This is a genomic window from Oleiharenicola sp. Vm1 (assembly GCF_047777955.1).
Classification (GTDB): Bacteria; Verrucomicrobiota; Verrucomicrobiia; order Opitutales; family Opitutaceae; genus Didemnitutus.
Genome location: NZ_CP180537.1, coordinates 3,818,298 through 3,840,181, shown reverse-complemented (window position 1 = coordinate 3,840,181; position 21,884 = coordinate 3,818,298). Strand labels below are relative to the sequence as shown.

Annotated in this window: 21 protein-coding genes; 13 read left to right on the top strand and 8 right to left on the bottom strand. The window is 69.4% G+C overall.

All coding sequences use genetic code 11. The annotated features are described in order from the left end of the window. Positions 1-25: 25 nt before the first annotated feature. The 3 genes from ACMYLB_RS18520 (at position 26) to ACMYLB_RS18510 (ending at position 3,111) form a co-directional block, all read left to right on the top strand. Positions 26-349 (top strand): hypothetical protein, encoded by a 324-nt coding sequence (locus ACMYLB_RS18520; protein ID WP_415908421.1) that lies wholly within the window; start codon positions 26-28, stop codon positions 347-349. A gap of 105 nt (positions 350-454) precedes the next feature. Further along, the gene (locus tag ACMYLB_RS18515; RefSeq protein ID WP_415908420.1) at positions 455-2,476 is read left to right on the top strand and encodes a TonB-dependent receptor; all 2,022 of its coding nucleotides are present in this window, start codon (positions 455-457) and stop codon (positions 2,474-2,476) included. A gap of 161 nt (positions 2,477-2,637) precedes the next feature. Then, positions 2,638-3,111 (top strand): hypothetical protein, encoded by a 474-nt coding sequence (locus tag ACMYLB_RS18510; protein WP_415908419.1) that lies wholly within the window; start codon positions 2,638-2,640, stop codon positions 3,109-3,111. Between the two features lie 19 nt (positions 3,112-3,130). Here the strand turns inward: ACMYLB_RS18510 and ACMYLB_RS18505 are convergent, their stop codons facing one another. Further along, positions 3,131-4,147 (bottom strand): helix-turn-helix transcriptional regulator, encoded by a 1,017-nt coding sequence (locus tag ACMYLB_RS18505; RefSeq protein WP_415908418.1) that lies wholly within the window; start codon positions 4,145-4,147, stop codon positions 3,131-3,133. A 100-nt stretch (positions 4,148-4,247) separates the two neighbouring features. Between ACMYLB_RS18505 and ACMYLB_RS18500 the strand changes: the two genes are divergently transcribed. Then, positions 4,248-4,850, top strand: a complete 603-nt coding sequence (locus ACMYLB_RS18500) for a class I SAM-dependent DNA methyltransferase (protein ID WP_415908417.1) — start codon at positions 4,248-4,250, stop codon at positions 4,848-4,850. A gap of 268 nt (positions 4,851-5,118) precedes the next feature. Further along, positions 5,119-5,583, top strand: coding sequence for an aminoacyl-tRNA deacylase (locus tag ACMYLB_RS18495; RefSeq protein WP_415908416.1), 465 nt, complete (start codon positions 5,119-5,121; stop codon positions 5,581-5,583). Positions 5,584-5,607: 24 nt separating this feature from the next. Here ACMYLB_RS18495 and ACMYLB_RS18490 read toward each other — a convergent pair whose 3' ends face one another. Next, entirely contained in the window at positions 5,608-6,144 is a 537-nt protein-coding gene (locus ACMYLB_RS18490; RefSeq protein WP_415908415.1) for a hypothetical protein, read from the bottom strand. Between the two features lie 179 nt (positions 6,145-6,323). Between ACMYLB_RS18490 and ACMYLB_RS18485 the strand changes: the two genes are divergently transcribed. Further along, a complete protein-coding gene (locus tag ACMYLB_RS18485) occupies positions 6,324-6,929 on the top strand; it encodes an antibiotic biosynthesis monooxygenase (RefSeq protein ID WP_415908414.1) in 606 nt (201 codons plus the stop codon). Positions 6,930-7,154: 225 nt separating this feature from the next. After that, positions 7,155-7,745, top strand: coding sequence for an ORF6N domain-containing protein (locus ACMYLB_RS18480; protein WP_415908413.1), 591 nt, complete (start codon positions 7,155-7,157; stop codon positions 7,743-7,745). A gap of 502 nt (positions 7,746-8,247) precedes the next feature. Here the strand turns inward: ACMYLB_RS18480 and ACMYLB_RS18475 are convergent. After that, positions 8,248-10,446, bottom strand: a complete 2,199-nt coding sequence (locus ACMYLB_RS18475; RefSeq protein WP_415908412.1) for a DNA gyrase/topoisomerase IV subunit A — start codon at positions 10,444-10,446, stop codon at positions 8,248-8,250. Between the two features lie 212 nt (positions 10,447-10,658). On the opposite strand from ACMYLB_RS18475, the gene ACMYLB_RS18470 reads away from it, so the two are divergent. The 6 genes from ACMYLB_RS18470 (at position 10,659) to ACMYLB_RS18445 (ending at position 15,665) form a co-directional block, all read left to right on the top strand. After that, a complete protein-coding gene (locus ACMYLB_RS18470; RefSeq protein ID WP_415908411.1) occupies positions 10,659-11,558 on the top strand; it encodes a hypothetical protein in 900 nt (299 codons plus the stop codon). Beyond that, on the top strand, positions 11,546-11,692 hold the full coding sequence (locus ACMYLB_RS18465; protein WP_415908410.1) for a hypothetical protein: 147 nt from the start codon (positions 11,546-11,548) through the stop codon (positions 11,690-11,692). The genes ACMYLB_RS18470 and ACMYLB_RS18465 overlap by 13 nt, the downstream gene beginning before the upstream one ends. Positions 11,693-11,772: 80 nt before the next feature. Beyond that, on the top strand, positions 11,773-11,895 hold the full coding sequence (locus ACMYLB_RS18460; RefSeq protein ID WP_415908409.1) for a hypothetical protein: 123 nt from the start codon (positions 11,773-11,775) through the stop codon (positions 11,893-11,895). After that, positions 11,892-13,280 (top strand): hypothetical protein, encoded by a 1,389-nt coding sequence (locus tag ACMYLB_RS18455; protein ID WP_415908408.1) that lies wholly within the window; start codon positions 11,892-11,894, stop codon positions 13,278-13,280. Before ACMYLB_RS18460 ends, ACMYLB_RS18455 begins: the two co-directional genes overlap by 4 nt. Further along, positions 13,277-14,881: a histidine kinase gene (locus ACMYLB_RS18450; protein WP_415908407.1), complete on the top strand. Its 1,605-nt coding sequence runs from the start codon at positions 13,277-13,279 to the stop codon at positions 14,879-14,881. Before ACMYLB_RS18455 ends, ACMYLB_RS18450 begins: the two co-directional genes overlap by 4 nt. A gap of 7 nt (positions 14,882-14,888) precedes the next feature. Next, a complete protein-coding gene (locus ACMYLB_RS18445) occupies positions 14,889-15,665 on the top strand; it encodes a LytR/AlgR family response regulator transcription factor (protein WP_415908406.1) in 777 nt (258 codons plus the stop codon). Positions 15,666-15,746: 81 nt separating this feature from the next. Here ACMYLB_RS18445 and ACMYLB_RS18440 read toward each other — a convergent pair whose 3' ends face one another. The 5 genes from ACMYLB_RS18440 to ACMYLB_RS18420 form a co-directional block, all read right to left on the bottom strand. Beyond that, positions 15,747-17,594, bottom strand: a complete 1,848-nt coding sequence (locus tag ACMYLB_RS18440; RefSeq protein WP_415908405.1) for a DNA topoisomerase IV subunit B — start codon at positions 17,592-17,594, stop codon at positions 15,747-15,749. 95 nt (positions 17,595-17,689) lie between these two features. Further along, complete coding sequence (locus ACMYLB_RS18435) at positions 17,690-18,121, bottom strand: chemotaxis protein CheW (protein WP_415908404.1); 432 nt, start codon at positions 18,119-18,121, stop codon at positions 17,690-17,692. A gap of 56 nt (positions 18,122-18,177) precedes the next feature. After that, positions 18,178-20,139: a methyl-accepting chemotaxis protein gene (locus tag ACMYLB_RS18430; protein WP_415908403.1), complete on the bottom strand. Its 1,962-nt coding sequence runs from the start codon at positions 20,137-20,139 to the stop codon at positions 18,178-18,180. Between the two features lie 36 nt (positions 20,140-20,175). Continuing rightward, positions 20,176-20,970: a hypothetical protein gene (locus ACMYLB_RS18425; protein WP_415908402.1), complete on the bottom strand. Its 795-nt coding sequence runs from the start codon at positions 20,968-20,970 to the stop codon at positions 20,176-20,178. A gap of 673 nt (positions 20,971-21,643) precedes the next feature. Further along, positions 21,644-21,865, bottom strand: coding sequence for a hypothetical protein (locus ACMYLB_RS18420; RefSeq protein WP_415908401.1), 222 nt, complete (start codon positions 21,863-21,865; stop codon positions 21,644-21,646). Positions 21,866-21,884 lie beyond the last annotated feature (19 nt).

Genomic DNA, 21,884 nt, shown 5'->3' with positions numbered 1-21,884 from the left:
GCCGCGACTTGCCAACCTTGCGCGCATGCTCCGCCGCCTGTCCCCAGTCTCGCCCCCGCCGCGCTCCTCGCGCTGGCTCGCGGCGCTGCTGGCGGTGACGGTGTGGGCGCTGGGCGTGCTGGCGGCGAGTCCCGAGCTGCACGCCGCTCTGCACGGCGACAGCGGCGACCACGCGCACGAGTGCGCCGTGACGCTCTTCGCCCACGGCGCCGCCGCGCTCGACGCGGCGCCGGCGCTGCACCGCGTCACCGACGCGCGCGAGCTCGGCCGCGTCGCCGCGCCGCGCACGCACGACTGGGCGCCGCCGCACTACCTGCTCCGGCCGGCCTGCGGGCCGCCGCGCTGCTGAACCACGATCCCGAGGCGCGGGCGCTCGCGTGAGCGCGCCGCTGTTCGTCGTCCGTCTCCTCCTGCCGGCGGGGTGCGTCCCCGCCGGCACGTCCGTCCGTTCAGCATGAAAAAATTCCTTTCCCTCTCCGTCCTCTGCGGCGGCGCGCTGGTCGCGTCCGCCCGAACCGCTCCCGCCGATCCGGCGCCGGAGCCCCAAGTCAAACTTGGCGAGTTCGTCGTCACCGCCAGCCCGCTCGCGCGCGCGGTCGACGAGATCGCCCAGCCCGCCGCCGTCCTCGGCGGGCCGCAGCTCGACCTCGCGAAGCAGCTCTCGCTCGGCGAGACGCTGGCGCAGCAACCCGGCGTCACCTCGACCTATTTCGGGCCGAGCGCCTCTCGCCCGGTGATCCGCGGCATGGGCAGCGACCGCATCCGCGTGCTCTCCGGCGGCGTCGGCACGATGGACGCCTCCGTCGTCAGCCCCGACCACGCGGTCAGCCTCGATCCGCTGCTCATCGACCGCATCGAGCTCGTGCGCGGCCCGGCCGCGCTGCTCTACGGCGGCTCGGCCATCGGCGGCATCGTCAACGTCGTCGACTCGCGCATCCCGGAGGAGAAGCCGGCGCACGCCCTCGCGGGCCGCTTCGAGACGCGCGCCGGCTCCGCCGCCGCCGAACGCGCGGGCGCCGCCGTGCTCACCGGCGCCGCCGGCGACTGGGCGTGGCGACTCGACGGGTTCCAGCGCGAGTCCGGCGACGTCCGCATCCCCGGCTACGCCGCCGACGACGCCAGGCGCGTCGAACTCGCCGCCGCCGGCGAGCCGGTCACTCGTGGCACGCTCGTGAACAGTGCGTCGACGGGCCAGGGCGCGGGCGCGGGGCTCACGCGCTTCTTCGGCGACGCCGGTCATTTCGGCGTTTCCTACTCCGGGCTCGGCACGCGCTACGGCACGGTGGCGGAGCCGGACGTGACGATCGACCTGCGGCAGCGCCGCTGGGATTTCCACGGCGAGGCGCTGCAGCCGGTCGACTGGCTGCGCGCGGCGAAGTTCCAGCTCGGCCTCTCGCGCTACCAGCACACGGAGTTCGAGTCCGGTGTCGTCGGCACCGTGTTCAAGAACCGCGGCTACGAGGGCCGGCTCGAGCTGATGCACGCGCCGGTCGGCCCGCTGACCGGCGCGGTCGGCTTCCAGGCCTCGCGCAGCGATTTCTCGACCGCGGGCGAGGAGGCGATCCTGCCCGCCACGCGGACGAGCAACCGCGCGGTGTTCGTCTACGAGGAGCTCGTGCAACCGGGCGTGACCTGGGAGTTCGGCGCCCGCGCCGAGCAGCAGCGGCTCGCGCCCGGCGCCGGGGCGGCCTTCGCCGCGCGCCGCGACACGCTGGCGGCGTTCTCCGCCGGCGCGATCTGGAAACTGCCCGCCGACTGCTCACTCGCGCTCTCGCTGACCGACAGCGAGCGCGCGCCGAACGCGCAGGAGCTCTTCGTCGACGGTCCGCACGCCGGCACCGGCGCCTACGAGATCGGCGATGCCGCGCTGCGGCCTGAGAAGGTGCGCGGCGCCGACCTCACGCTGCGCAAGCGCGCCGGCCTCTGGTCGGGCGCGGTGACGGCGTTCGTGAACCGCTTTGACGGCTTCATCTTCGAGGAGGCGACCGGCGCGACCGACGCCGTTTCCGGCCTGCCCGTCTACCGGTTCGGCCAGGGCGCCGCGCGCTTCTACGGCGCCGAGCTGGAACTGACCGCGCACCTGGTCGAGACGAAGCGCTCGCGCGTCGACCTGCGCTTCACCGCCGACACGGTCCGCGCCGACAACCTCGACACCGCTCAGCCGCTTCCGCGGATCCCGCCGTCGCGGCTCGGCGTCGCGCTCGATTACCGCGTCGGCGACTGGAGTTTCACGACCGAGCTGCACACGGCGGCGCGCCAGGATCGCATCGCGCCGAACGAGACGGCAACCGCCGGCTACGGCCTCGCCGGCGCCTCGGTCGCACGCCGCTTCCGCCTCGGCGGCGTCCACGGCGAGTTGTTCGCGCGCGGCACCAACCTCACCGACGCCACCGCGCGCGTGCACACGTCGTTTTTGAAGGACATCGCGCCTTTGCCGGGGCGCGATGTCACCGCCGGCGTCCGGTTCGAGTTCTGAGCTCCGTCCGTCCCCGGGGCTGTCGCCGGTCGGGCGGCAGCCCCTTGGCGCGGCGATAGGGCGGGAACGGATCTGGAAGAAATTTTCGGGGCATCCGGAGGGTGGGACGGCGCATGTCCGACCCCAGGGAGTAGAGTGGGCGCATAACCTCCTCACCGCCCATGAACACCTTCACGCTCCGCACGCCGCTCATCGAATGCCGCTCCGCCCTCGCTCTCCTCGGTCTTCGCACCAGCGAGGACTACGAGGAACTCGTCCACACCGGCCCGGATTGCGAGTTTCGCCTCGCCCTCGGGGCCAAGCCGCACGGCCAGCAGGTGAAGTGCTTCATCTCGGTCGCCGAGGAGCGCCTGCTCGCGAGCGGCATCGAGCTGTTCCACGAGCTGGCGGTCGAGGGCCACCCGGTCGTCAGCTACGGCGCGGGGCAGGGCAGCGTGTCGTTCGGCTTCGAGTGGTATCACCCCGCCGGGGCCGACTGGCGGATTTCCGCGCAGCGCATCGAGCTGCTGATGCAGCGCCTCGCGGTCAATCTCGGGCCCAAGCCCGCGCCGGTCCGCCGCCGCCTGCCCGCCGGGCGCAAGCCGTCGATGCTCTCCGAACTCGTGCCGGCCACGCTGCGTCCGCTCGCGGCGTGAGCGGCGCGCCGCCCGCGGCTCAGGGCTTCCGCGTCCGCGCGGCCGCCGGGGCGGGCGCGTAGCGCTGGCCGATCGCCTCCGCCTTGGCGCGGACGAGGTCGCGCAGCTCCTTCGGCGTGACGACCTCCGCGTCGCCGCCCCAGCCGAGGATCCAGCGGACGATCTCGTCGAGCCCGCCGAGCTGGACGGAGAACTCGAGACCGCCGTCGGGCAGGTCGCGCGTTTCCTGCGACTCGTGCCAAAAGCGCTCGCGGATCTGGTCCGCGACCGCGGCGGCGAAGCGCACGGTCACGCGGTAGTCGCCGGTGCCGACGAAGGCGCCGAAGGCCTTGCCGAAGAACTTCTCGGGCGAGAAGTCGGCCGGCCGCGCGAATTTCCGCTCCGCGACGACGAGGGTCTGCATGCGCACGAGGGCGAAGGTCCGCAGCGAGCCGCGGTCGAGGTCGTGACCGACGAGATACCAGGCGCTCTCGCGGTTCGCGAGGTGGTAGGGCTGCACGCGGCGGCGCTCGACCGCGGCGCCGGCGGGCTTCTTGTAGTCGAAGGCGACCTCGCGCGACTCGTTGACGGCGCGGGAGAGCTTCTCGAAGAGCTTGAGGTCGGAGCGGCCGAGGCCGGCCTGGTGAAACGAGATGTTCCCCATCGTGCCGCTGGGCGAGAAGCTGATGCGGTCGTTCAGGCCGGCGGAGAGCTTGTCGAAGGCATGCGCGAGCTGGTCGTGGTAGGGCGTGCCCTTGTATTGCTCGAGCGCCTTGCGGGCGACGAGCAGCGCGAGCAGTTCGCCCTCGCTGATCTGCACGGTGGGAAAGTTCTTCACCGGGTAGGCGTAGCGCCAGGTGAAGGTCTGCGGGTCGTATTCGCAGGGCAGGTCGAGCTGGTCGCGCATGAACGCGAGGTCGCGCATGATCGTCTTGGTCGAGACCTCGAGCTGCTCGGCGAGCTTGGTGCCGTTGGTCTGGCGGCCGTCCTGCAGGATCTCGTGGATGCGCAGCATGCGCGCGAGCGGGGGGCGGGAGGAGGGCAGGGCTTTCGACATGCGGGCGGGCGATCCGCCCCGAATCAGACGAAACGCGGAAAAAGCGCAAGGGCCGCGCGAACGCGCTTGGCCCGCGCGGGGCGCCGGCTTTGCTCGCGGCATGGAGCCGCGCGACATCGCCGCCGTCTACGATCGCATCGGGGAACACTGGGCGGCGCCGGACTTTCCCGCCACGAACGGCCTGGCGGCGCACGAGCGCGCGCTGGCTTTCACCGCTCCGCGCCGCGGCGCCGCGCTCGACGTCGGCTGCGGCGCGAACCCGCGCTTCCGCGACCTGCTGGTGCGGCACGGCTGGACGGTCGAGGGGCTCGACCTCTCGCCCCGCATGCTCGAACTCGCGCGCCGGGCGCGACCGGGCGCGACGTTTCACCAGGCGGACGTCGGTGTCTGGTCGCCGCCGCATCGCTACGGCTTCATCACGGCCTGGGACAGCATCTGGCACCTGCCGGGCGAGCGGCAGCTGGCCGTGCTCGCGAAACTCGGCGGCGCCCTCGAGCCGGGCGGCGTGCTGATCTTCTCGGCGGGCGGATTGGACGGGCCGCACGAGGTCACGAACCCGTGTCACGGCGTGCCGCTGTATCACGCGACGCCGGGCGTGCCGGCGATCCTGCGGACGTTGGCGGCGGCGGGCATGGTGCTGCGGCACTTCGAATTCGACCAGTGGCCGGAGTCGCACGTCTACTTCATCGCCCAGCGGAAGTGACGGGGCGGCGGGGCCGGGGCAACCGGCGCGCAGCATTGGTCAACCCATGACTGGGGCGCCGCGCCCGGGCGGCCGATGCAGGGAGTAGCGTCGAACGCTTTTTGCTGCATGAACTGCCGGTGCCCGGGAATGGTCTCGGGCACCTTTTTTTGCGCAGGGCGATTTCGGGCCTTTGTTTTGCGCGGGGGCGGAGTAAACTGCGGACCATCGGTCCACGGCGCCGCCGCTGGCGCCAGTCCCGCGGTTTCACCCCCAACGAGGAGGAGTTATGCCTGCCGCCAAAGTGAAAGAGTTCCTGGACAGCCACCGGGTCAAATACGTCAGCCTGCAGCATTCGCCCGCGTTCACCGCCGCCGAGGTCGCGCAATCGACCCATGTCTCCGGTCGCGACTTCGCCAAGACCGTGATCGTCGTGATCGAGGACGAGATGGTGATGCTGGTGCTGCCGGCCAGCCGCCGCGTGTTGCTCAACGACCTGCGCGAGATGCTCGATTCGACGCACCTGCGCCTCGCCACCGAGGCGGAGTTCCGCGACCGGTTCCCCGACTGCGAACTGGGCGCGATGCCGCCGTTCGGCAATCTCTACGACATGCGGGTCTACGTCAGCGCGCTGCTGGCCGAGGAAAAGGAGATCGCGTTCAACGCCGGCACGCACACCGAGGTGATCAAGATGAGCTACGCGGACTTCGACCGCCTGGTGAAGCCCGTCGTGCTCGACTTCATCACCACCTGAGCGGGCGCGAGCTCGGTCCGCCGGTCAACCCGCCGCGGGCGCCGCCTCCGCGCGGTGCGGGGCGAGCGCACGCTCGCACGCGGCGTGCAGCTGGAAGGTCTGGTGGGCGGCGAACTTCTGGCCGAGCTGCGCCGCGAGGTAGAGGCCGAGCGCGATCACCACCATCGCGCCGGTGACGTAGAACGCCCACGGCTCCTGGTCGATGAAGCACTGCGCGCCGCCGTAGATGGCGGAGAGCGTGCCGAGCATGCCGGTGCCGAGGTAGCCGTAGAGGAAGATCGACCAGACCTCGATCTCGGGCCCGTAGGTGCCCTCGATCAGCGTGCCGCCCTCGGGCCAGTCGTAGAGGCTGAGCATGAGCCGGGGCGAGTAGTAGCGCCGGTGCGCCTCGGCGATGTGGATGCCGAGAAACTCCGCGAACGGCCGCAGCTCGAACGTGCCCGCGGGCTCCGCCGCGAGCGAGGCGAGGAGCGCGCGCTTCGTCTCGGCGCGCGACAGCGCCACGACCTCGGAAAAACGCGGCCGGACGCGGAACGAGCTCAGGGGCGCGGAGCTGCTCATGGGGTGGGGCAGGGCCGAGGTAGAACCGTCGCGTGCCAGGAGGCAATCCCGCACGCGGAGGCCCGGCCGCGGCGCGTCCCGCGGCCGGCAGGCGCGCGCGGCTCCCGGCGCGCCACGCACGGGCGGTGGGCGCATCCTATCCTTTCCTTCGCCGGGCAATCCCGTAGACAACCCCGACGATGCACACCGAAACGACAGCGAGCGCAGGCGACGGACCGATCCACGTGGTGATCACGCGCCGGGTGCGGCCCGGCTGCGAGGCGCAATACCAAGACGCGCTGCGGAAGTTTTTCCCCAGCTCGTTCGCGCACGACGGCGTGCTCGGCGCCAGCATGATTGTGCCGCCGCCGGGGTCCGGCTCCACGGAGTTCGGCATTCTGCGGACATTCGCGAGCGCGCGCGACCGCGAGGCGTTCTACGCCTCGCCGCTGTTTCAGGAGTGGAACCGGACCGTGGCGCCGTTCGTCGAGGAGGACTGGACCTCGCGTCAACTGCACGGGCTGGAGGCCTGGTTTCGCACGCCGCAGCGCGCCCCGGCGCGCTGGAAGATGGCGTTGCTGACGTGGCTCGCCGTCTGGCCCGCCAGTATGCTCGTGCGCGCGCTGCTGCATCCGGTGTTCGGCGCGACGTTGCCCGCGGTGCTCTTCGCCGGCGTGATCGCGGCGGGCGTGGTGGCGCTGCTCACGTGGGCGGTGATGCCGCTCTACGTGCGGGCCGCCCACCGCTGGCTGCAGCCGCCCGAACACCCGAAGTTCGGGGAAGAGCGGCGCTACGGGCGCGAGTGAGCGGTGTCGGTCTGTATCGGAATAGAATGCCTGAGACGTTTGCTGAAAGAGCTGGCGGACAGAAACTCTATCGGAGTAAACGGTGGCCGATTGAAAACCAGACGGCGCGGGACGACGTGCGGCTGCGCAAGCGCGGTGGGGCTTTAGACTCGCGATGAGCGTGAGCAAGTGGCTGCATCGCTCCGGGCCACGACGCTGCCGCTTGCAGCGAGGACTTATCGGCCCATGAAAGAACAGCTCCCGCCAATCCACAGCATCCGCAAACAACGCGTGATGATCGATAGCGACCTCGCACGCTTGTATGGCGTGCCGACGTTCCGGTTCAATGAAGCCGTCAAGCGTAACGTCGGACGCTTCCCGGCCGATTTTCGTTTTCAGCTCACGCGGGAAGAATACGCGCGTTTGATATCGCAGATGGCGATATCAAATTCCGAAAATGCTGATGGAACATTGGATGCGCCGAACTCATCGCAAATTGCGATGAGTCCATCGAAGCGACGACATCGCGGCGCCGCCTATCTGCCGTGGGCCTTCACCGAGCACGGTGCTCTGATGGCCGCGACAGTGCTCAACAGTCCGCGCGCGGTGCAGATGAGTTTGTTCGTCGTGCGCGCGTTCGTGCAGATGCGCGAGGAGTTGCTGGCGCACGCGACGGTTTTCAAGCGGCTGGCCGAGATCGACAAGAAGCTCGTCACCCACGATGTGATCTTACGTGACGTCTACGAGAAACTCCGTCCGCTGCTCAATCCACCGCCGGTGCCGACGAAGGAGATGGGGTTTCACACGAGCATAACTCGAAAGCCGCACCGGGAATGACAGTCGCTGACGTTCGCGACTATACTGCGGAATCGAAAGAACCGGGATTCTTTCGCGAGCCTGTGAGCTTCCGAATGCCGGCGATTCGGTTCACAGCTTCCTCATAGGGGTGGGGTGCTAAGCAGACCGTTTCCGAATTTGTGAGAAACGTGTCGATCAGCTTCTCGTGCTCCGTTCCTCGCAGTGCAAATATCTCGGATTCGCTGATCTTCGAACCACGGAATCGTTCCATTGCCCGGCTTAGGCGTCGCACTGCGATTGGATCGACGATCCATCGTTCAAATTCCGCAGCCGCTTTTCGGATCTCTGGATAAAGAATTCATCCAAAGGCGCGTTCGGTCGGTCGCGGGATCGCGAAGTTTGTGCTCCAAATCGAATAGAAGATCGTCGAGGCGCTTTCGTGCGTCGGCGTAGAACTTAAGCCAAGCAAGCGATACGGTCGTCGCGACCGCAGTTATGGGAATGAGAAGCCCGCGAACGATCTCGATCGCGTCCATATCGCCTACTTCAGCTCGAGGTCGTTGGCCTTGACCTCTTTCACGGTCCACTTGGTGACGATCAGGCCCTTGGAGGTGCGGGTGCTGACCGGGATCGGGGTGAGGTCGAAGTCCAGCTCGCGCACCCGGGCGCCGCTGCGGCCGTCGAGGCTCACGTGGATGCTCTTCGGCATGTCCTTCTCCCTCTCGGCCACGTGCAGCCAGACGAGCTTGGAGCCCTCGGTCTTCGCCAGCGGGTAGAGTTTGTCGCGGCTGAGGCCGCCGATCTGGAATTTCTTGGCGAAGGTCTTCCCGTCGGGGCCGTCGCGGTAGACCATGGTGTAGAACTTCGTGTCGCCGTCCTTCGGCCAGATCGAGATGTGCCGAATGTCGCGGCCCATGAAAACCTTGTCGGCCACCTTCGTGACCTTGAGCGAGGCGTCGCCCATGATCGTGAGCACGCTGTCGAGGATGGTGCACTCCTGCACGAACTCGTGCTGGCGCCAGTTGAGGCCGATGAAGCCGTCCTCGCGGTTGACGTAGAGGCGCTGGTTGGCGGAGACGACAGCGGCGGCGTCGATCTGCTCGATCTCGTCGTAGGCGGTCTTCCGCTTGATGCCCTTGCCGTATTTTTCCTGCAGCATCTCGAACCAGGCGACGGCGTAGGCGGTGAGGGCCTTGAGGTTGGCCTTGGTCTCCTTGATCGCCTCCTCGATCTTCTGGATGGCCTCGTCGGCCTGGAAGCGGTTGTAGGCGGAGATGCGCTTGATGCGGATCTCGGTCAGGCGGGTGATGTCCTCGTCGGTGACCTCGCGGCGGAGCGTCTTCACGAAGGGCTTCAGGCCGGTGCGGATCTCCTCGAGCACGCTCTCCCAGGTCTTCGATTTTTCGATGCGGTGATAGATGCGGTTCTCGATGAAGATGCGCTCGAGCGAGTCCCAGTGCCACTGCTGCTCTAGCTCGCCGAGCTTGATCTCGAGCTCGCGCTTGAGGAGCTCCTTGGTGGCGTCGACGGAGCGCTTGAGGATTTCGCGGACGCCGAGGAACTGCGGCTTGTCCTCGCCGCTCTTCTCGTCGCGCACGATGACGCACGCGGCGGGGTTGAGCTGCACCTGACAGCTGGTGAACACGTAGAGCTGCTGGATGACCTTCTCCGGCTCGGAGCCCTGCGGGAGGTGGATGAGAATCTCGACGGCGTCGGCGGTGTTGTCGTCGACGTGCTTGATCTTGATCTTGCCCTTGGCGTTGGCGGCGAGGACGGACTCGATCAGCGACTCGGTCGTGACGCCGAACGGCAGCTCGGTGACTGCGAGCAGATACTTGGAGCGCGCCTCGATCTTGGCACGGACCTTCACTTTGCCGCCGCGCTCGCCGTCGTTGTATTCGGTGAAGTCGGCCGTGCCGCCGGTGGGGAAGTCCGGGAGGATGCGGAAGGTTTTTCCCTGGAGGTGGTTGATCGCGGCGCGGCAGAGGTCGTTGAAATTGTGCGGGAGGATCTTCGTCGCGAGGCCGACCGCGATGCCGTCGGCGCCCTCGAGGAGGGCGATGGGAAACTTGGCCGGCAGCGTGACGGGCTCCTTGGCGCGGCCGTCGTAGCTGAGCTGCCACGTCGTCGTCTTCGGGTTGAAGAGCACCTCGCGCGCGAACGGCGTCAGGCGCGCCTCGATGTAACGCGGCGCGGCGGCCTCGTCGCCGGTCATGGTGTTGCCGAAGTTGCCCTGCGGCTCGATTAGCCAGCCGCGCTGGGCGATGCCGACGAGCGCGGCGCCGATCGAGGCGTCGCCGTGCGGGTGGAGCTTCATCGTGGCGCCGACGACGTTGGCGACCTTGTGGAAGCGGCCGTCGTCCATGTCCCACAGCGTGTGGAGCACGCGGCGCTGGACGGGCTTCAGGCCGTCGTCGAGATGCGGGACGGCGCGGTCGAGGATGACGTAGCTGGCGTAGTCGAGGAACCAGTTGCGGTAATGCTGGGCGAGCGGGGCCTGTTCGTCCTGGACCTTCTCGCCTTTCGTGCGGCGGGGAGCTTCTGCGGGAGCTGAGAGCTGAGAGCTGAGAGCTGAGGGCTGGGTGGCAGCGGTGCCAGTGGCCGCGGGCGCGGGAACGGACGAGACCTCGCGGTCCTCCGCTTTCTGTCCTCTGTCCTCCGGCGCCGGGGCGGCGCTGGCGGCGTCGAGCGGAAGCTCGGCTTGGTCGTTCGGTTTCTTGGACGGTTTCTTCTTGGCCATCGAGAGGGCGGAGAGGCTTGGGTGCGGCCATCGCTCCGTCAAGCGGCCGGTTGACGGGAGGTGCGGGCCGAAAGTCCCGCCGCGGCCGCGTCGTGGGCGGCCGCGCGCGATTCCCGGCGCGAACCGCCGCCGCTGGTCAATCGCCGTGGGCCGCTGGTCAATGGCGCGTCGTGGCGCGGGGCGGGCCGGCGCCAGGGTGCGGGCGTCCCCTGATGTCCACGCTCATCTCGTCCCATCCGCCGTTCACGACGGCCTCGCCGCGCGAGAAGCCGACGGAGTTCCCTGCGGCCTACCGGCTCGAGGACCTGGGCGAGCTGGCGCCCGGCGTGCCGCTGCTGCCGGTGGCGCTCAACGACGCGGGGCAGGTCGCGCTCTACGGCCACGCGCCGGAGCGGCAGGTCAAGACCGCCGCGGTGCGGGGCTTCGTGCGCAGCCGCGGCGACCTGACGGAGACGGTCGCGGCGATCGGCGGCGTGCCGCTGACGAGCCTGAGCGGCAACGGCCTGCTGGCGGGCCAGCAGCGGCGCGGGGCCGGGCCGCTGCACGCCTGGGCGGCGCATCGCGACGGCTTCGGCGCGGAGTTCTGGCCGGAGGCGGAGAGCTGCGCGGCCGGCATCAACAACGTCGGCGAGGTCGCCGGCCACGTCACCTTCGTCTCCAGCGGCCGCGCGCGCCGCCGGGTCTTTCTCCACGACGGCGGCGAGCCGCGCTTCCTCGCCGCGCCCAACGGCGCCAACGCCGTCGCCATGGCGCTGAACGATTCCGGCACCGTGCTGGCCAACTGCGCCTGCGGGCTCTTCGAGACGCAGTCCCAGGTCGTGCTGTGGTGGGGCGAGGCGGTGACGGTGCTCAAGCCCGAGCCCGGCGGCGGGCTGTGGGGCACGGCGTTGACGCCGGGCGGACGCGTGTGCGGGCGGCTGATGACGCCGCAGGGCAACATCCACGCCTTCCTACACGAGGGCGGGCGCACCTACGATCTGAACGCGGCGGCTTCGCACCAGAGCGAGGCCCTTGCGGCCAACGACGCCCGCGTGGTCGTCGGCCGCTACATGGACGACAGCGGCGGCCGGGGGCCTTCCGTTGGACGCCGGCGGACGGCATGCGCGCGCTGACGACGCTCGTGCGCGGCGCGCCGGAGTGGGTTTTGCACAAAGCCGTCGCGGTGAACGCCGCGGGCTGGATCGCGGGCACCGGACTGCGCGACGGCGTCCTGCGGGGATTTCTGCTCATGCCGGTCAGCACCTGAGCACGCGCCGCCGCGCCGCGTCCGTGGCGCGGCGGCGTGAACTGGCTGGCGCTCGCGCGCCGATTCCCTTTCTCACGCCCGTGCGCCCCGTCTCCGCCTTCCTGCTGCCGCTGCTCGCCGGCCTCCTCGCGGCGGCGGCGCCGGCGGTCGCGACCGAGTTCGAGAGCGGCCTGCCGCTGGTGCGCAACTTTCCCCGCGCGTGAACGGCGGCCTCAACCAGGTCTGGTCCGGCGCGTGCGCGTCCGACGGCACGCTGCTCTTCGGCAACTTCGACCGCGTGCTCGAATACGACGGCCAGACCTGGCGCCAGATCGCCGTGCCCAACGCCGCCTACGTGCGCGGCCTCGCCATCGACGCGGCCGGCACGGCCTGGGTCGCCGGCGTGAACGAGCTCGGCCGCATCGACCGCGGGCCGGACGGCCGCCGGACCTTCACCTCGCTGCGCGCGCTCGTGCCCCGGGAAGCGGGCGACCTCGGCACGCTCTGGCAGGTGCACGTCACGCCGCAGGGCATTTGGTTCCAGGGCAACACCGCGCTGCTGCGCTGGCGCGACGGCAAGTTCGACTACTGGCCCACGCACGAGAAGGGCATCGTGCTGTCGTTCTGGCTCGGCGACCACCTGCTCGTCGCGCTCACGCGCGGCTGGTTCAAGCCGCGGGAGGGCGGCCGGTGGGAGGAACTCGGCGACCCGGCGGACAAGCTCGGCACCTATTTCCCGCACTTCGCCATCCCGCACCCGCGCGGCGGCTGGTTGCTGGGGCTCGAGGGCGACCACGGCGTCGTGGCCGGGCTCGGCCGCTGGGACGGGAAGAAACTCACGCTCGAACCGCACCCGCTCGACGAATTCTTCAAGGCCAGGCGCCTCTACGGCGGCGTGCGGCTCGCCGACGGCCGCTACGTGCTCACGACGCTGCAGGGCGGCGCGGTGCTGCTCGACCGCGACCTGAACTTCCTCGCCCCGCTCAACGAGGACACCGGCCTGGAGTCCAGCGCGGCGGTCAGCGCGACGCCCGACTGCCACGACGCGGTGTGGATCGGCACGGAGTGGGGCGTGAGCCGCGTGGAGCTGCATCCCGCCTACACCTGGTTCGGCGCGGCCAACGGCCTGCGGCGGCACGCCTCGCCCATGTTGCAGCGCTGGCAGGGCCGGCTGCTGATGAGCGGCGCCGACGGCCTGAACCGCCTCGAGCCGCCGCTGGCGCTGCCCGGCGTCGCGCGTTTCCAGCGCTGGTCGGCGATCGACGACAAGATCTGGGCGATGCGCCCGGCCGGCGACACGCTGCTGGTCGGCGCGCTCGGCGGGCTGTGGGAGATCGACGCGCGCGGCACGCCGCGGAAGGTGGCGAGCGTCACCAACATCTTCGACGTGGCGGTGGCGCGCGCCTCGCCCGACGTCGCCTACACCGCGACGCTGCGCGCCTTTCTCCGCTGGCGCCGCATCGCCGGCGAGTGGCGCGAGGTCGACCGGCTGCCCGACGTGCGCGGCAACTCGATCGGGGAGGACGGCGACGGGCGTCTCTGGCTCGGCACCGACAACCAGGGCGTGTGGCGGGTGGAGTTCCCCCGGACGGGAAGCCGGTGGCGGTGAATTTCGGGCGCGACGCCGGACTGCCGACCGGCGAGGGCAAGATCACGGTGCTCGAGGCGCGCGGCGCGCCGCTGTTCAGCACCCCGCGCGGCCTGTTCCGCTTCGACGCGGAGACGCAGCGCTTCCGGCCGGAGCCGGCCTTCGGGCGGCAGTTCGCCGACGGCACGATGACGGCGCGCGCGCTGGCCGAGGACGGCCGCGGCGACGTCTGGATCCTCGCCGCGCCCGCCGGTCCGACCGACCCGGGGGCGGTGATGCAGCTCGGCTGCGTGCGCGACGGCGTCTGGATGCAGGCGCCGCTGCCCGAGATGGAGAAGATTTCCGGCAAGGCGGCGCTCTTCCTCGATCGCGAGGGCGACCGCGAGGCGCTGTGGGTGCTGGGGCAGGCGGCGTTCCTCCGCCTCGACCTGAAGCTCTGGCGCGCGCGGCCGCCGGTGCCGCTCGGCGCCACCATGCTGCGCGAGGTGACGCTCGGCGACGGCCGCCGGGCCGCGCCCGGCGGGGCGCCGCTGGAGCTCGCGCCCGGGCAGGGCGCGGTGCGCTTCAGCTTCGGCGCGCCGGGCCTGGCCGGCGAGCCGGGGGCGCTCTACGAGACGCAGCTGCGCGGCCTCGGCGACGGCGCGCGCGAGCTGGAGCCGCGCGGCGAGCGCGCCTTCACCAACCTGCCGCCGGGCCGCTATGTCTTCACGGTGCGCGGCCGCTCGAGCGACGGGCGCTGGACGGAGCCCGCGACGCTGGCCTTCGCCGTGCTGGCGCCGTGGTGGCAGTCGCTCTGGGCGGTGGCGGCCTACCTCGTGCTCGGCTCCGGCGCGATCTTCGCCTACGTGCGCTGGCGCATCCGCCGCCTGGTGCGCGAGCGCACGCGCCTCGAGGACCTGATCGCCCAGCGCACGGCCGAGCTGGCGCGCAAGAACGCCGAGCTCGAGCGCCTGCACCGCCTGGACCAGAACGAGAAGCTGGCGGCCCGCCTCGCCGAGGAAAAGGCGCAGCTCGAGCTCCTGCGCTACCAGCTCAACCCGCATTTCCTCTACAACTCGCTCAACTCGATCCGCGCGCTCGTCTTCTCCAACGCCGAGGCCGCGGGCGAGATGGTGACGCGCCTCTCGGAGTTCTGCCGCTGGACGCTGACGCGCGGCGGCGACGGCATGACGACGGTGGCGGAGGAGGTCGAGATGCTCCACGCCTACCTCGACATCGAGCGCACCCGCTGGCAGGAGGGCCTGCTCACCCGCGTCCACGTCGACCCGGCGGCGCGGGCGGTGGCCGTGCCGCAGTTCCTGTTCCTGCCGCTGATCGAGAACGCGATCAAATACGGCGGCCGGACCAGTCCCGCCGTGCTCGAGGTGGCGGTGCTGATCCGGGTCGAGGGCGGGATGCTGGCCTGCGAGATCGCCAACACCGGCACGTGGGTGGGCGAGAAATTCGGCAGCGCCGCGCCGACGCCGGAGTCGACGCACATCGGCCTGGAGAACCTGCGCCGCCGCCTCGCGCGCTACTACGGTCCGCAGTGCCGCCCGCACATCGTGACGGAGGCGGGCTGGGTGCGCGTGCGCCTGCGCCTGCCGCTCCAGACGCGGAACGGCCGGCCGGCGGAGGTGTGACTTGACGATGCCGACGACCCGCCGCGCCCTCCTGATCGATGACGAACCGCTCGCGCGCCTCGAGCTGCGGCGCCTGCTCGGCGCCGCGCCGGGCGTGGAGATCGCCGGCGAGGCCGGCACGCTGAACGACGCGCGCGCGCTGCTCGGCCGGGCGGACTACGACCTTGTGTTCCTCGACATCCAGCTGCGCGGCGGCAGCGGCTTCGACCTGCTCGACAGCGTGAAGCCCGGCGCGCAGATCGTGTTCGTCACCGCCTACGACCGGTTTGCGTTGCGGGCCTTCGAGGTCAACGCGCTCGACTACCTGCTCAAGCCCGTGTCCGGCCCGCGGCTGGCGGCCACGCTGCAGCGCCTCGGCGAGGCCCGCACCCTGGCGGTGGCGCCGGCGGCGCCCGTCGCGGCGGCGGCAGGCCGGCGGCTCACGATGGACGATCGCGTGTTCGTGAAGACCGACGGCACGACGCGCTTCGTGCCCGTGGTCTCGATCTGCGCGGTCCGCTCGGCGGAGAACTACACCGAGCTGCTGCTGCACGGCGGCCAGACGCTGCTCGTGCTGCGCACGCTCAAGTCGTGGGAGGAGACGCTCCCCGAGGCGCAGTTCGTGCGCATCCACCGGCAGGTGCTGGTGAACCTCGCGCGGGTGAAGAAGATCGAGCGCAGCGGCGACGACGAGGTGGTGTTCCACCTCGATGTGCCGGTGTCGCCCCTCACCGCCAGCCGGCGCGCGCTGGCGGAGCTGCGCAGCAAGTTCGCCGCGGCGGGGCTGGAGGGATTGCTGCCGTAAGGCCCGCGGGCGGCGGACCGCGGTGAGCTGAGGGTCCGGAGCGGGCAGGATTTCTCCACCCGGGACTTCGGGCTCGCGGCGCTAGACCTCGACGAGGTCCTTCTCGACGCGGAGATTCTCGATGATGAAGTCCTGCCGCTCGGGCGTGTTCTTGCCCATGAAGAAGGCGAGCAGCTCCTCGGAGCTGTAGAGGTGGTTCAGGTTCACCGGTTCGAGGCGGATGGCCTCGCCGATGAAGTCCTTGAACTCGCCCGAGGAGATTTCGCCCAGGCCCTTGAAGCGCGTGATCTCGTGGCCGGCGCCGAGCTCGGCGATGGCGGACTGCTTCTCGCGCTCGTCGTAGCAGTAGATCGTCCGCTTCTTGTTGCGGACGCGGAAGAGCGGCGTCTCGAGGATGAAGAGGTGGCCGTTGCGGATGACGTCGGGGAAGAACTGGAGGAAGAACGAAATCAGCAGCAGGCGGATGTGCATGCCGTCGACGTCGGCGTCGGTGGCGATGACGATCCGGTTGTAGCGCAGGCCGTCGAGGCCTTCCTCGATGTTGAGCGCGGACTGGAGGAGGTGGAACTCCTCGTTCTCGTAGATGACCTTCTTCGAGAGGCCGTAGGTGTTGAGCGGCTTGCCCTTCAGGGCGAAGACGGCCTGCGTCTGGACGTCGCGGCACGACGTGAGCGAGCCGGCGGCGGAGTCGCCCTCGACGATGAAGAGCGTGCTCTGCTCGGCGCGCTCGTTGCGGTCGCCGAGGTGGAGGCGGCAGTCGCGGAGCTTGCGGTTGTGGAGCGAGGCCTTCTTGGCGCGCTCGCGGGCGATGTTGCGGATGCCGGCGAGCTCCTTGCGCTCGTGCTCGTTCTCCTCGATCTTGCGCTTGATGGTCTCGGCGACCTCGCGGTTCTTGTGCAGGTAGACGTCGAGCGCCTGCTGCATGAACTTGCCGACGAATTCCTTCAGGCTCGGACCCTTCGGGCCCATGTCGGTGGAGCCGAGCTTGGTCTTGGTCTGCGACTCGAACACCGGCTCCTGCACGCGGACGGCGATGGCGGCGTCGATCGACTGGCGGACGTCGGCGGCGTCGAAGTCCTTCTTGAAGTGGTTGCGGACGGTCTCGACCAGCGCCTCGCGGAAGGCGGCGAGGTGGGTGCCGCCCATGGTGGTGTGCTGGCCGTTGACGAACGACCAGTATTCCTCGCCGTAGTGGTTGCCGTGGGTGAACGCGACCTCGATGTCCTCGCCCTCGAGATGGATGATCGGATAGAGCGGCTCGCCGGAGAGTTCCTTGGTGAGGAGGTCCTTGAGGCCGTTCTCGGATTTGAAGGGTTTGCCGTTGAGCGTGAGGGTGAGGCCGCGGTTGAGGAACGCGTAGTTCCACAGCATGTCCTCGATGAACTCGGTGCGGAAGCGGAAGTCGGCGCCGAAGAGCTGCGCGTCGGGCGTGAACTCGATCAGCGTGCCGTTGCGGTCGGTGGTCTTGGTGACCTTGGACTGCGACTTCAGCTTGCCCGCCTCGAACTCGACGACCTTGGTCTCGCCGTCGCGGATGGCCTGGGCGCGGTAGTGGCGCGAGAGGGCGTTGACGGCCTTCTGCCCGACGCCGTTCAGGCCGACGGCCTTCTGGAAGGTCTCGGAGTCGTATTTCGCTCCGGTGTTGATGATGGAGACGCAGTCGACCAGCTTGCCGAGCGGGATGCCGCGGCCGTAGTCGCGCACGCGGACGGAGCGCCTCTCCTCGTCGATCTCGACCTCGATCTTGCGGCCGGCGCCCATGGTGAATTCGTCGATCGAGTTGTCGATCGTCTCCTTGAGCAGGACGTAGATGCCGTCCTCGGCGTGGGTGCCGTTGCCGAGCCGGCCGATATACATGCCGGGGCGGAGGCGGATGTGCTCGAGGGAACTGAGGGTCTTGATGCTGGCTTCGGTGTAGTTGGAGGCCATGAGTCGTGTGCGCCAAAGAGAGCGCGCGCCACGACGCTGGCAAGCCGCGAGTGGAGCTGAGGGCAGGGTGGGCCCCGGACTTCTCCCGTGCCGGCTTAGCGGGTGGCGGTCCGGAGCGCGTTGCCGGCGACGACCCGGTCGATGTCGAGCAGGGTTTTGACCTGACCCTTCACCTTGGCCATGCCGAGCAGATAAGAGTGGTCGACACGTGTGCCGAATTCGGGCGTAGGCTCCAGGTCGGCCGCGGTGAGGTTGGCGACCTCTTCGACGGCATCGACGATAAGGCCGACCTGGATGATTTGTTCGGTCGCGAGGCGGATCTGCACGACCACGATGCAGGTGCGCGCGGTGAGGTCGGCCTTGAGCCCGAACTTGACGCGCAGGTCGATCACGGGAATGACGCGGCCGCGCAGGTTGATGACGCTCTTGACGAACGCCGGCAGCCGCGGGACGGGAGTGATCTTTTGTAGCCGGATGATCTCGCAGACTTTGAGGGCAGCGACGCCATAGCTCTCGTCTTCGAGCACGACGGTGAGGTATTTCCGGCGCGGGCGACGGCGGAGGCGGTGCTCGTGTCCATGGTTCAGGCGTCCTTGGGAAGGCCTTTCGACGTGTCGGCCGCGAGGGCGGTCGGCTGGGGCGCGCGCGCCGGCGCGGGTTTTGCGTCGCGGGGGAGATGCTTCGGTCCAGCCGCCCGCGCCGTGGAGGAAGGCACCTGTGAACGTTGTCCGCCGTCGATGAGGAGATGGAGATCCTCGACGGTTTCCGTGAGCGTGACGGATTGCGCGGTGAGTTCCTCGGCGGCGGCGGCGGTTTCCTCCGCGTTGGCGGCGTTGGCCTGGGTGACGCGATCCATCTGGCCGACGGCGGCATTGATCTGGCCGATGCCCTGCGTCTGTTCGCTGGAAGCGCTGGCGATCTGGCCAACGAGGTCGTCGACCTGCCGAGCCTTGGCGACGATGACGTCGAGCGACGAGGCCACCTTGCCGGAGATACGCACGCCGTGCTCCCCGTTCTGGATGGCGACCTCGATTTTTGAAGCGGTTTCCTTTGCGGAGTGCGCGGAGCGTTGAGCGAGCGCGCGCACTTCCTCGGCGACGACGGCGAATCCGGCACCGGCCTCGCCGGCGCGCGCGGCCTCGACCGCGGCGTTGAGCGCAAGGACGTTGGTCTGGAACGCAATCTCGTCGATCGTCTTGATGATTTTGGCGATGTCGCTGGAGGAGGTCTTGATCGCGTTCATGGCTGCGCGCATCTCGGACATGTCGGTGTGGCCTGCCTCGGCCGCGGCTCGGGTCTCGCCGGAAAGACACTTGGCGGATGCCGCGCTGTCGGCGTTGCGTTTGGTCATCGACGCTAGTTCCTCGAGCGAGGCGCCGGTCTCCTCCAGGCTAGCGGCCTGCTCGCTGGCGCCAGAGGCGAGGGACTGGCTGGAAGTCGACACTTGCGCGGCGGCGGCGGCGGTTTGCGCGGCGCCAGCGGTGAGCTGGGCGGTGACGCGCTGGATCGGGCGCGCGATCGCCCGGGTGACGAGGAGGCCGAGCGTCATGGCGAGGACCGTGCCGACAACCATGGCGCCGAGGGAGAAGCGTTTGATGAAGATCCCCTGGAGGTCGGAATCGCGGATCATGCCCGCGGCGGCCGCGCGGTTAAATTGCACCAGCTTGTCCGCGGCGGCGATGGTGATCTCCTGCGCGCGGCGCACCGGTCCGTCGACGTGCGTTTCAGCGCGCTCGTGCAGCGCGAGGGCTTCTGTCACCACGCCGCGCATGGTCTCGAAGTGCTTGAACACCTCGGTCATCGCCGGAGTCATTTCCTGTCGGTAGACCTCGTCTGCGGCGGCCGTTTTGTCCTCGGCGACCAGGCCCTTGATCTTGCCGATCGCGAGGTGGAACCGGCGATGGGCTTCGGCGATGTCGCGTGCGGCGGCGGTCAGCGCCACGTTGTTGGAGCGGAACGTGGGCAGCCACTTGCCGGCATTGCACAGGGTGGGGTCGTCGCCGCCGGAGAAGGTGTGGCCCTTTTCCCGCAGGAGCAGCAGCACTTTTTGCACAACGACGTAGTGGTCCTTGGTGAGCTGCTCGAGAATGCGCGCGAGCCCCTCGGGATTGGCGACGCCGAGGTTTTCAAAGTCCCGCGCGTATTCGAGTGCCTTGTTGTTCTCGCCCCGCCAGGTCGCGAGGGCGGCGAGGAACTGTTCGGCGAGCGCGGATTCTTCGGGGCTCTTGGGAAGAGCCTGATAGGTCTTGAGCGCGGCACCGTATTTCTCGCGGAGGCCCGCGAGCTCTTCCTGGTAGCCTCGGCGGATCTCCGGCGAGATGTCGGCGCGCGCCAGCGCTTCGACGACGCCGCGAATGCGTTCAAGGTAGCTCTTCGTGAGGAGCAGACTATCCACGCCGGGCAACCGGACGGAGCCGGTTTCGTGCATGGCGCGTTCGTTGCGATCGGCGCCGTAGTAGCCGACGGAGCCGATAATGAGGGCGATCGCCGCCACGGTGCTGAAGGACAGCAGGAGCATGGTGCGGAGTTTTAGTTTGGTTTTCATGGGGGCTGGGTGCGAGGTGAGGTGAGGGGGACAAGGCTAGAGTGCGTCGCGGTAGGAAACCGAAGCCACGTCGCGGTGGGATGCGCGGCCCGGTGTCGCGGGCACGCGGCTGATGGCATCGTCAAAGGTCCATGTCAGTTCGAGCTGGCGCCTTGGCCCAAGGCTCCGCGTGTAGCACGCGAACGGCGTCACGATCCGATCCTCGCGCAGCGCCGGCGCCATCCAGTCCCCGCGTGCGAGCTTGAGACCGGCGGCAACGGAGCAGTGGTCGCTGAGGCGTTCGCGCCAGGTTAGTTCCCACGTGCCGCTGGCGTAGATGCCGAGGCTGGAACTGGAGGGCAGAGTCTGGCGGCGGAAGCATAGCGCAACACTGCGCTGGGGGGACGGCTTGAAGGTGAGCGACGCGTCAACCCACCACGGACGTTCGGCGCGATCGAAATCCGCCGCGGTGCCCGCTGCGTAGTGGCGGATCTCGGGTCCCACGAGGGCGGTCAGCTGGAGTCCGGGGTGCAGCGTGCCTTCGAAGCCGGCGAGAAAACGGTCGATGCGGCGGTCGTAAGGGCGGTCGATCCCGTAGAGCTTGTATTGCCGCTGCGCGCCGATGCGGTAGCCGGCAATGACGAAAGTGTTCGCGGCGAGTTGCCGCGCGAGGTCGGCGCCGACGAACAGCTCGCTGCGATCAATGTAGTTGGCGCAACCGCTGAGCCGGCGGTGGGGCGTGTCGAAATCCTGGTAGTGGAAATTCGCCGCGGGGCGGAGCTGCCATCTGCCCACGGTGTGCATGAGCTTGAACGAGGCGTTCGTGACGAGCGCATCGCGCCGGTCGCGCACCGCGACGCTGCCGAGCGCGGGGAGCCGCCGGCGCCCGCGTAGATCGGACCATCGCTCGAGCCGTCGGGCCGTAGCAACGAGGCCTGGGCGTTCCAGATGGTGGCGGACGCGCGCGCAGCGAGGCCGAGCGAAAGACGGTGGGTGGTGTTGTCCTCCCCGGCGCCGACCAGAACCACGAGCGATCAGCCGCGTAGCCGGCGGTCAGCGTGAGCGGTGAAGGCCACTGCCGTTCGGTTCCGAGCGCGACGCTCACGGCCGTGATGCCGGAACCTTTTCGGGCGGGCGCCGAAGCCGCGCCGGCGAAATCGTCCTGCAGGTAGACGTTGGAATCGTAGCCTTGCTTGATCGCGGCGCTCGCCTCGAATTTCCAGGCCGGCACCGCGACCGTGGCGGTCGCGAGCGCACCGATGAGCGCCGCGAGCGCGAAGCGGCGACGAAGGAGGGAATGCCGGAATGGCTTCATGAGAAAGCAGGTTCCAGGCACACAAGGTGCCCGACTACGATTGCTCCCGAAACTTTCCGGCCGTGGCGGACCGTTCAGGCGGTCGCGCGAAAGCGCACCGCAAGCGTAAGCCTAATTACGGCGCGATCACTCCCTGGCTTGAGCGGGAAATCTTCCCGCGTGGGACGAGCGCTCCGCGCGCCAAGGCGCCGGCGCGGATGCGCACCGCGCTCAGCCCGCGAGATAGCGGACGCGGGCGAAGAGCGGCTTGTCGAGCCCGACGCCCTCGACGCTGCCGGGCGAGAAGCCGACCGGGCACATGATCGTGATCCAGCGGCCCTTCGGGGCGTGGATCACGATGTGCGAGGCGCTCATGGCGACGACCTCAGGTTCGTCGAGCAGCGAGCGCGGCGCGGCGGAGGCGGGGGACGGGGAAAGGCTGGAATCGGTCACGACAAATGCGTGTGGCGAG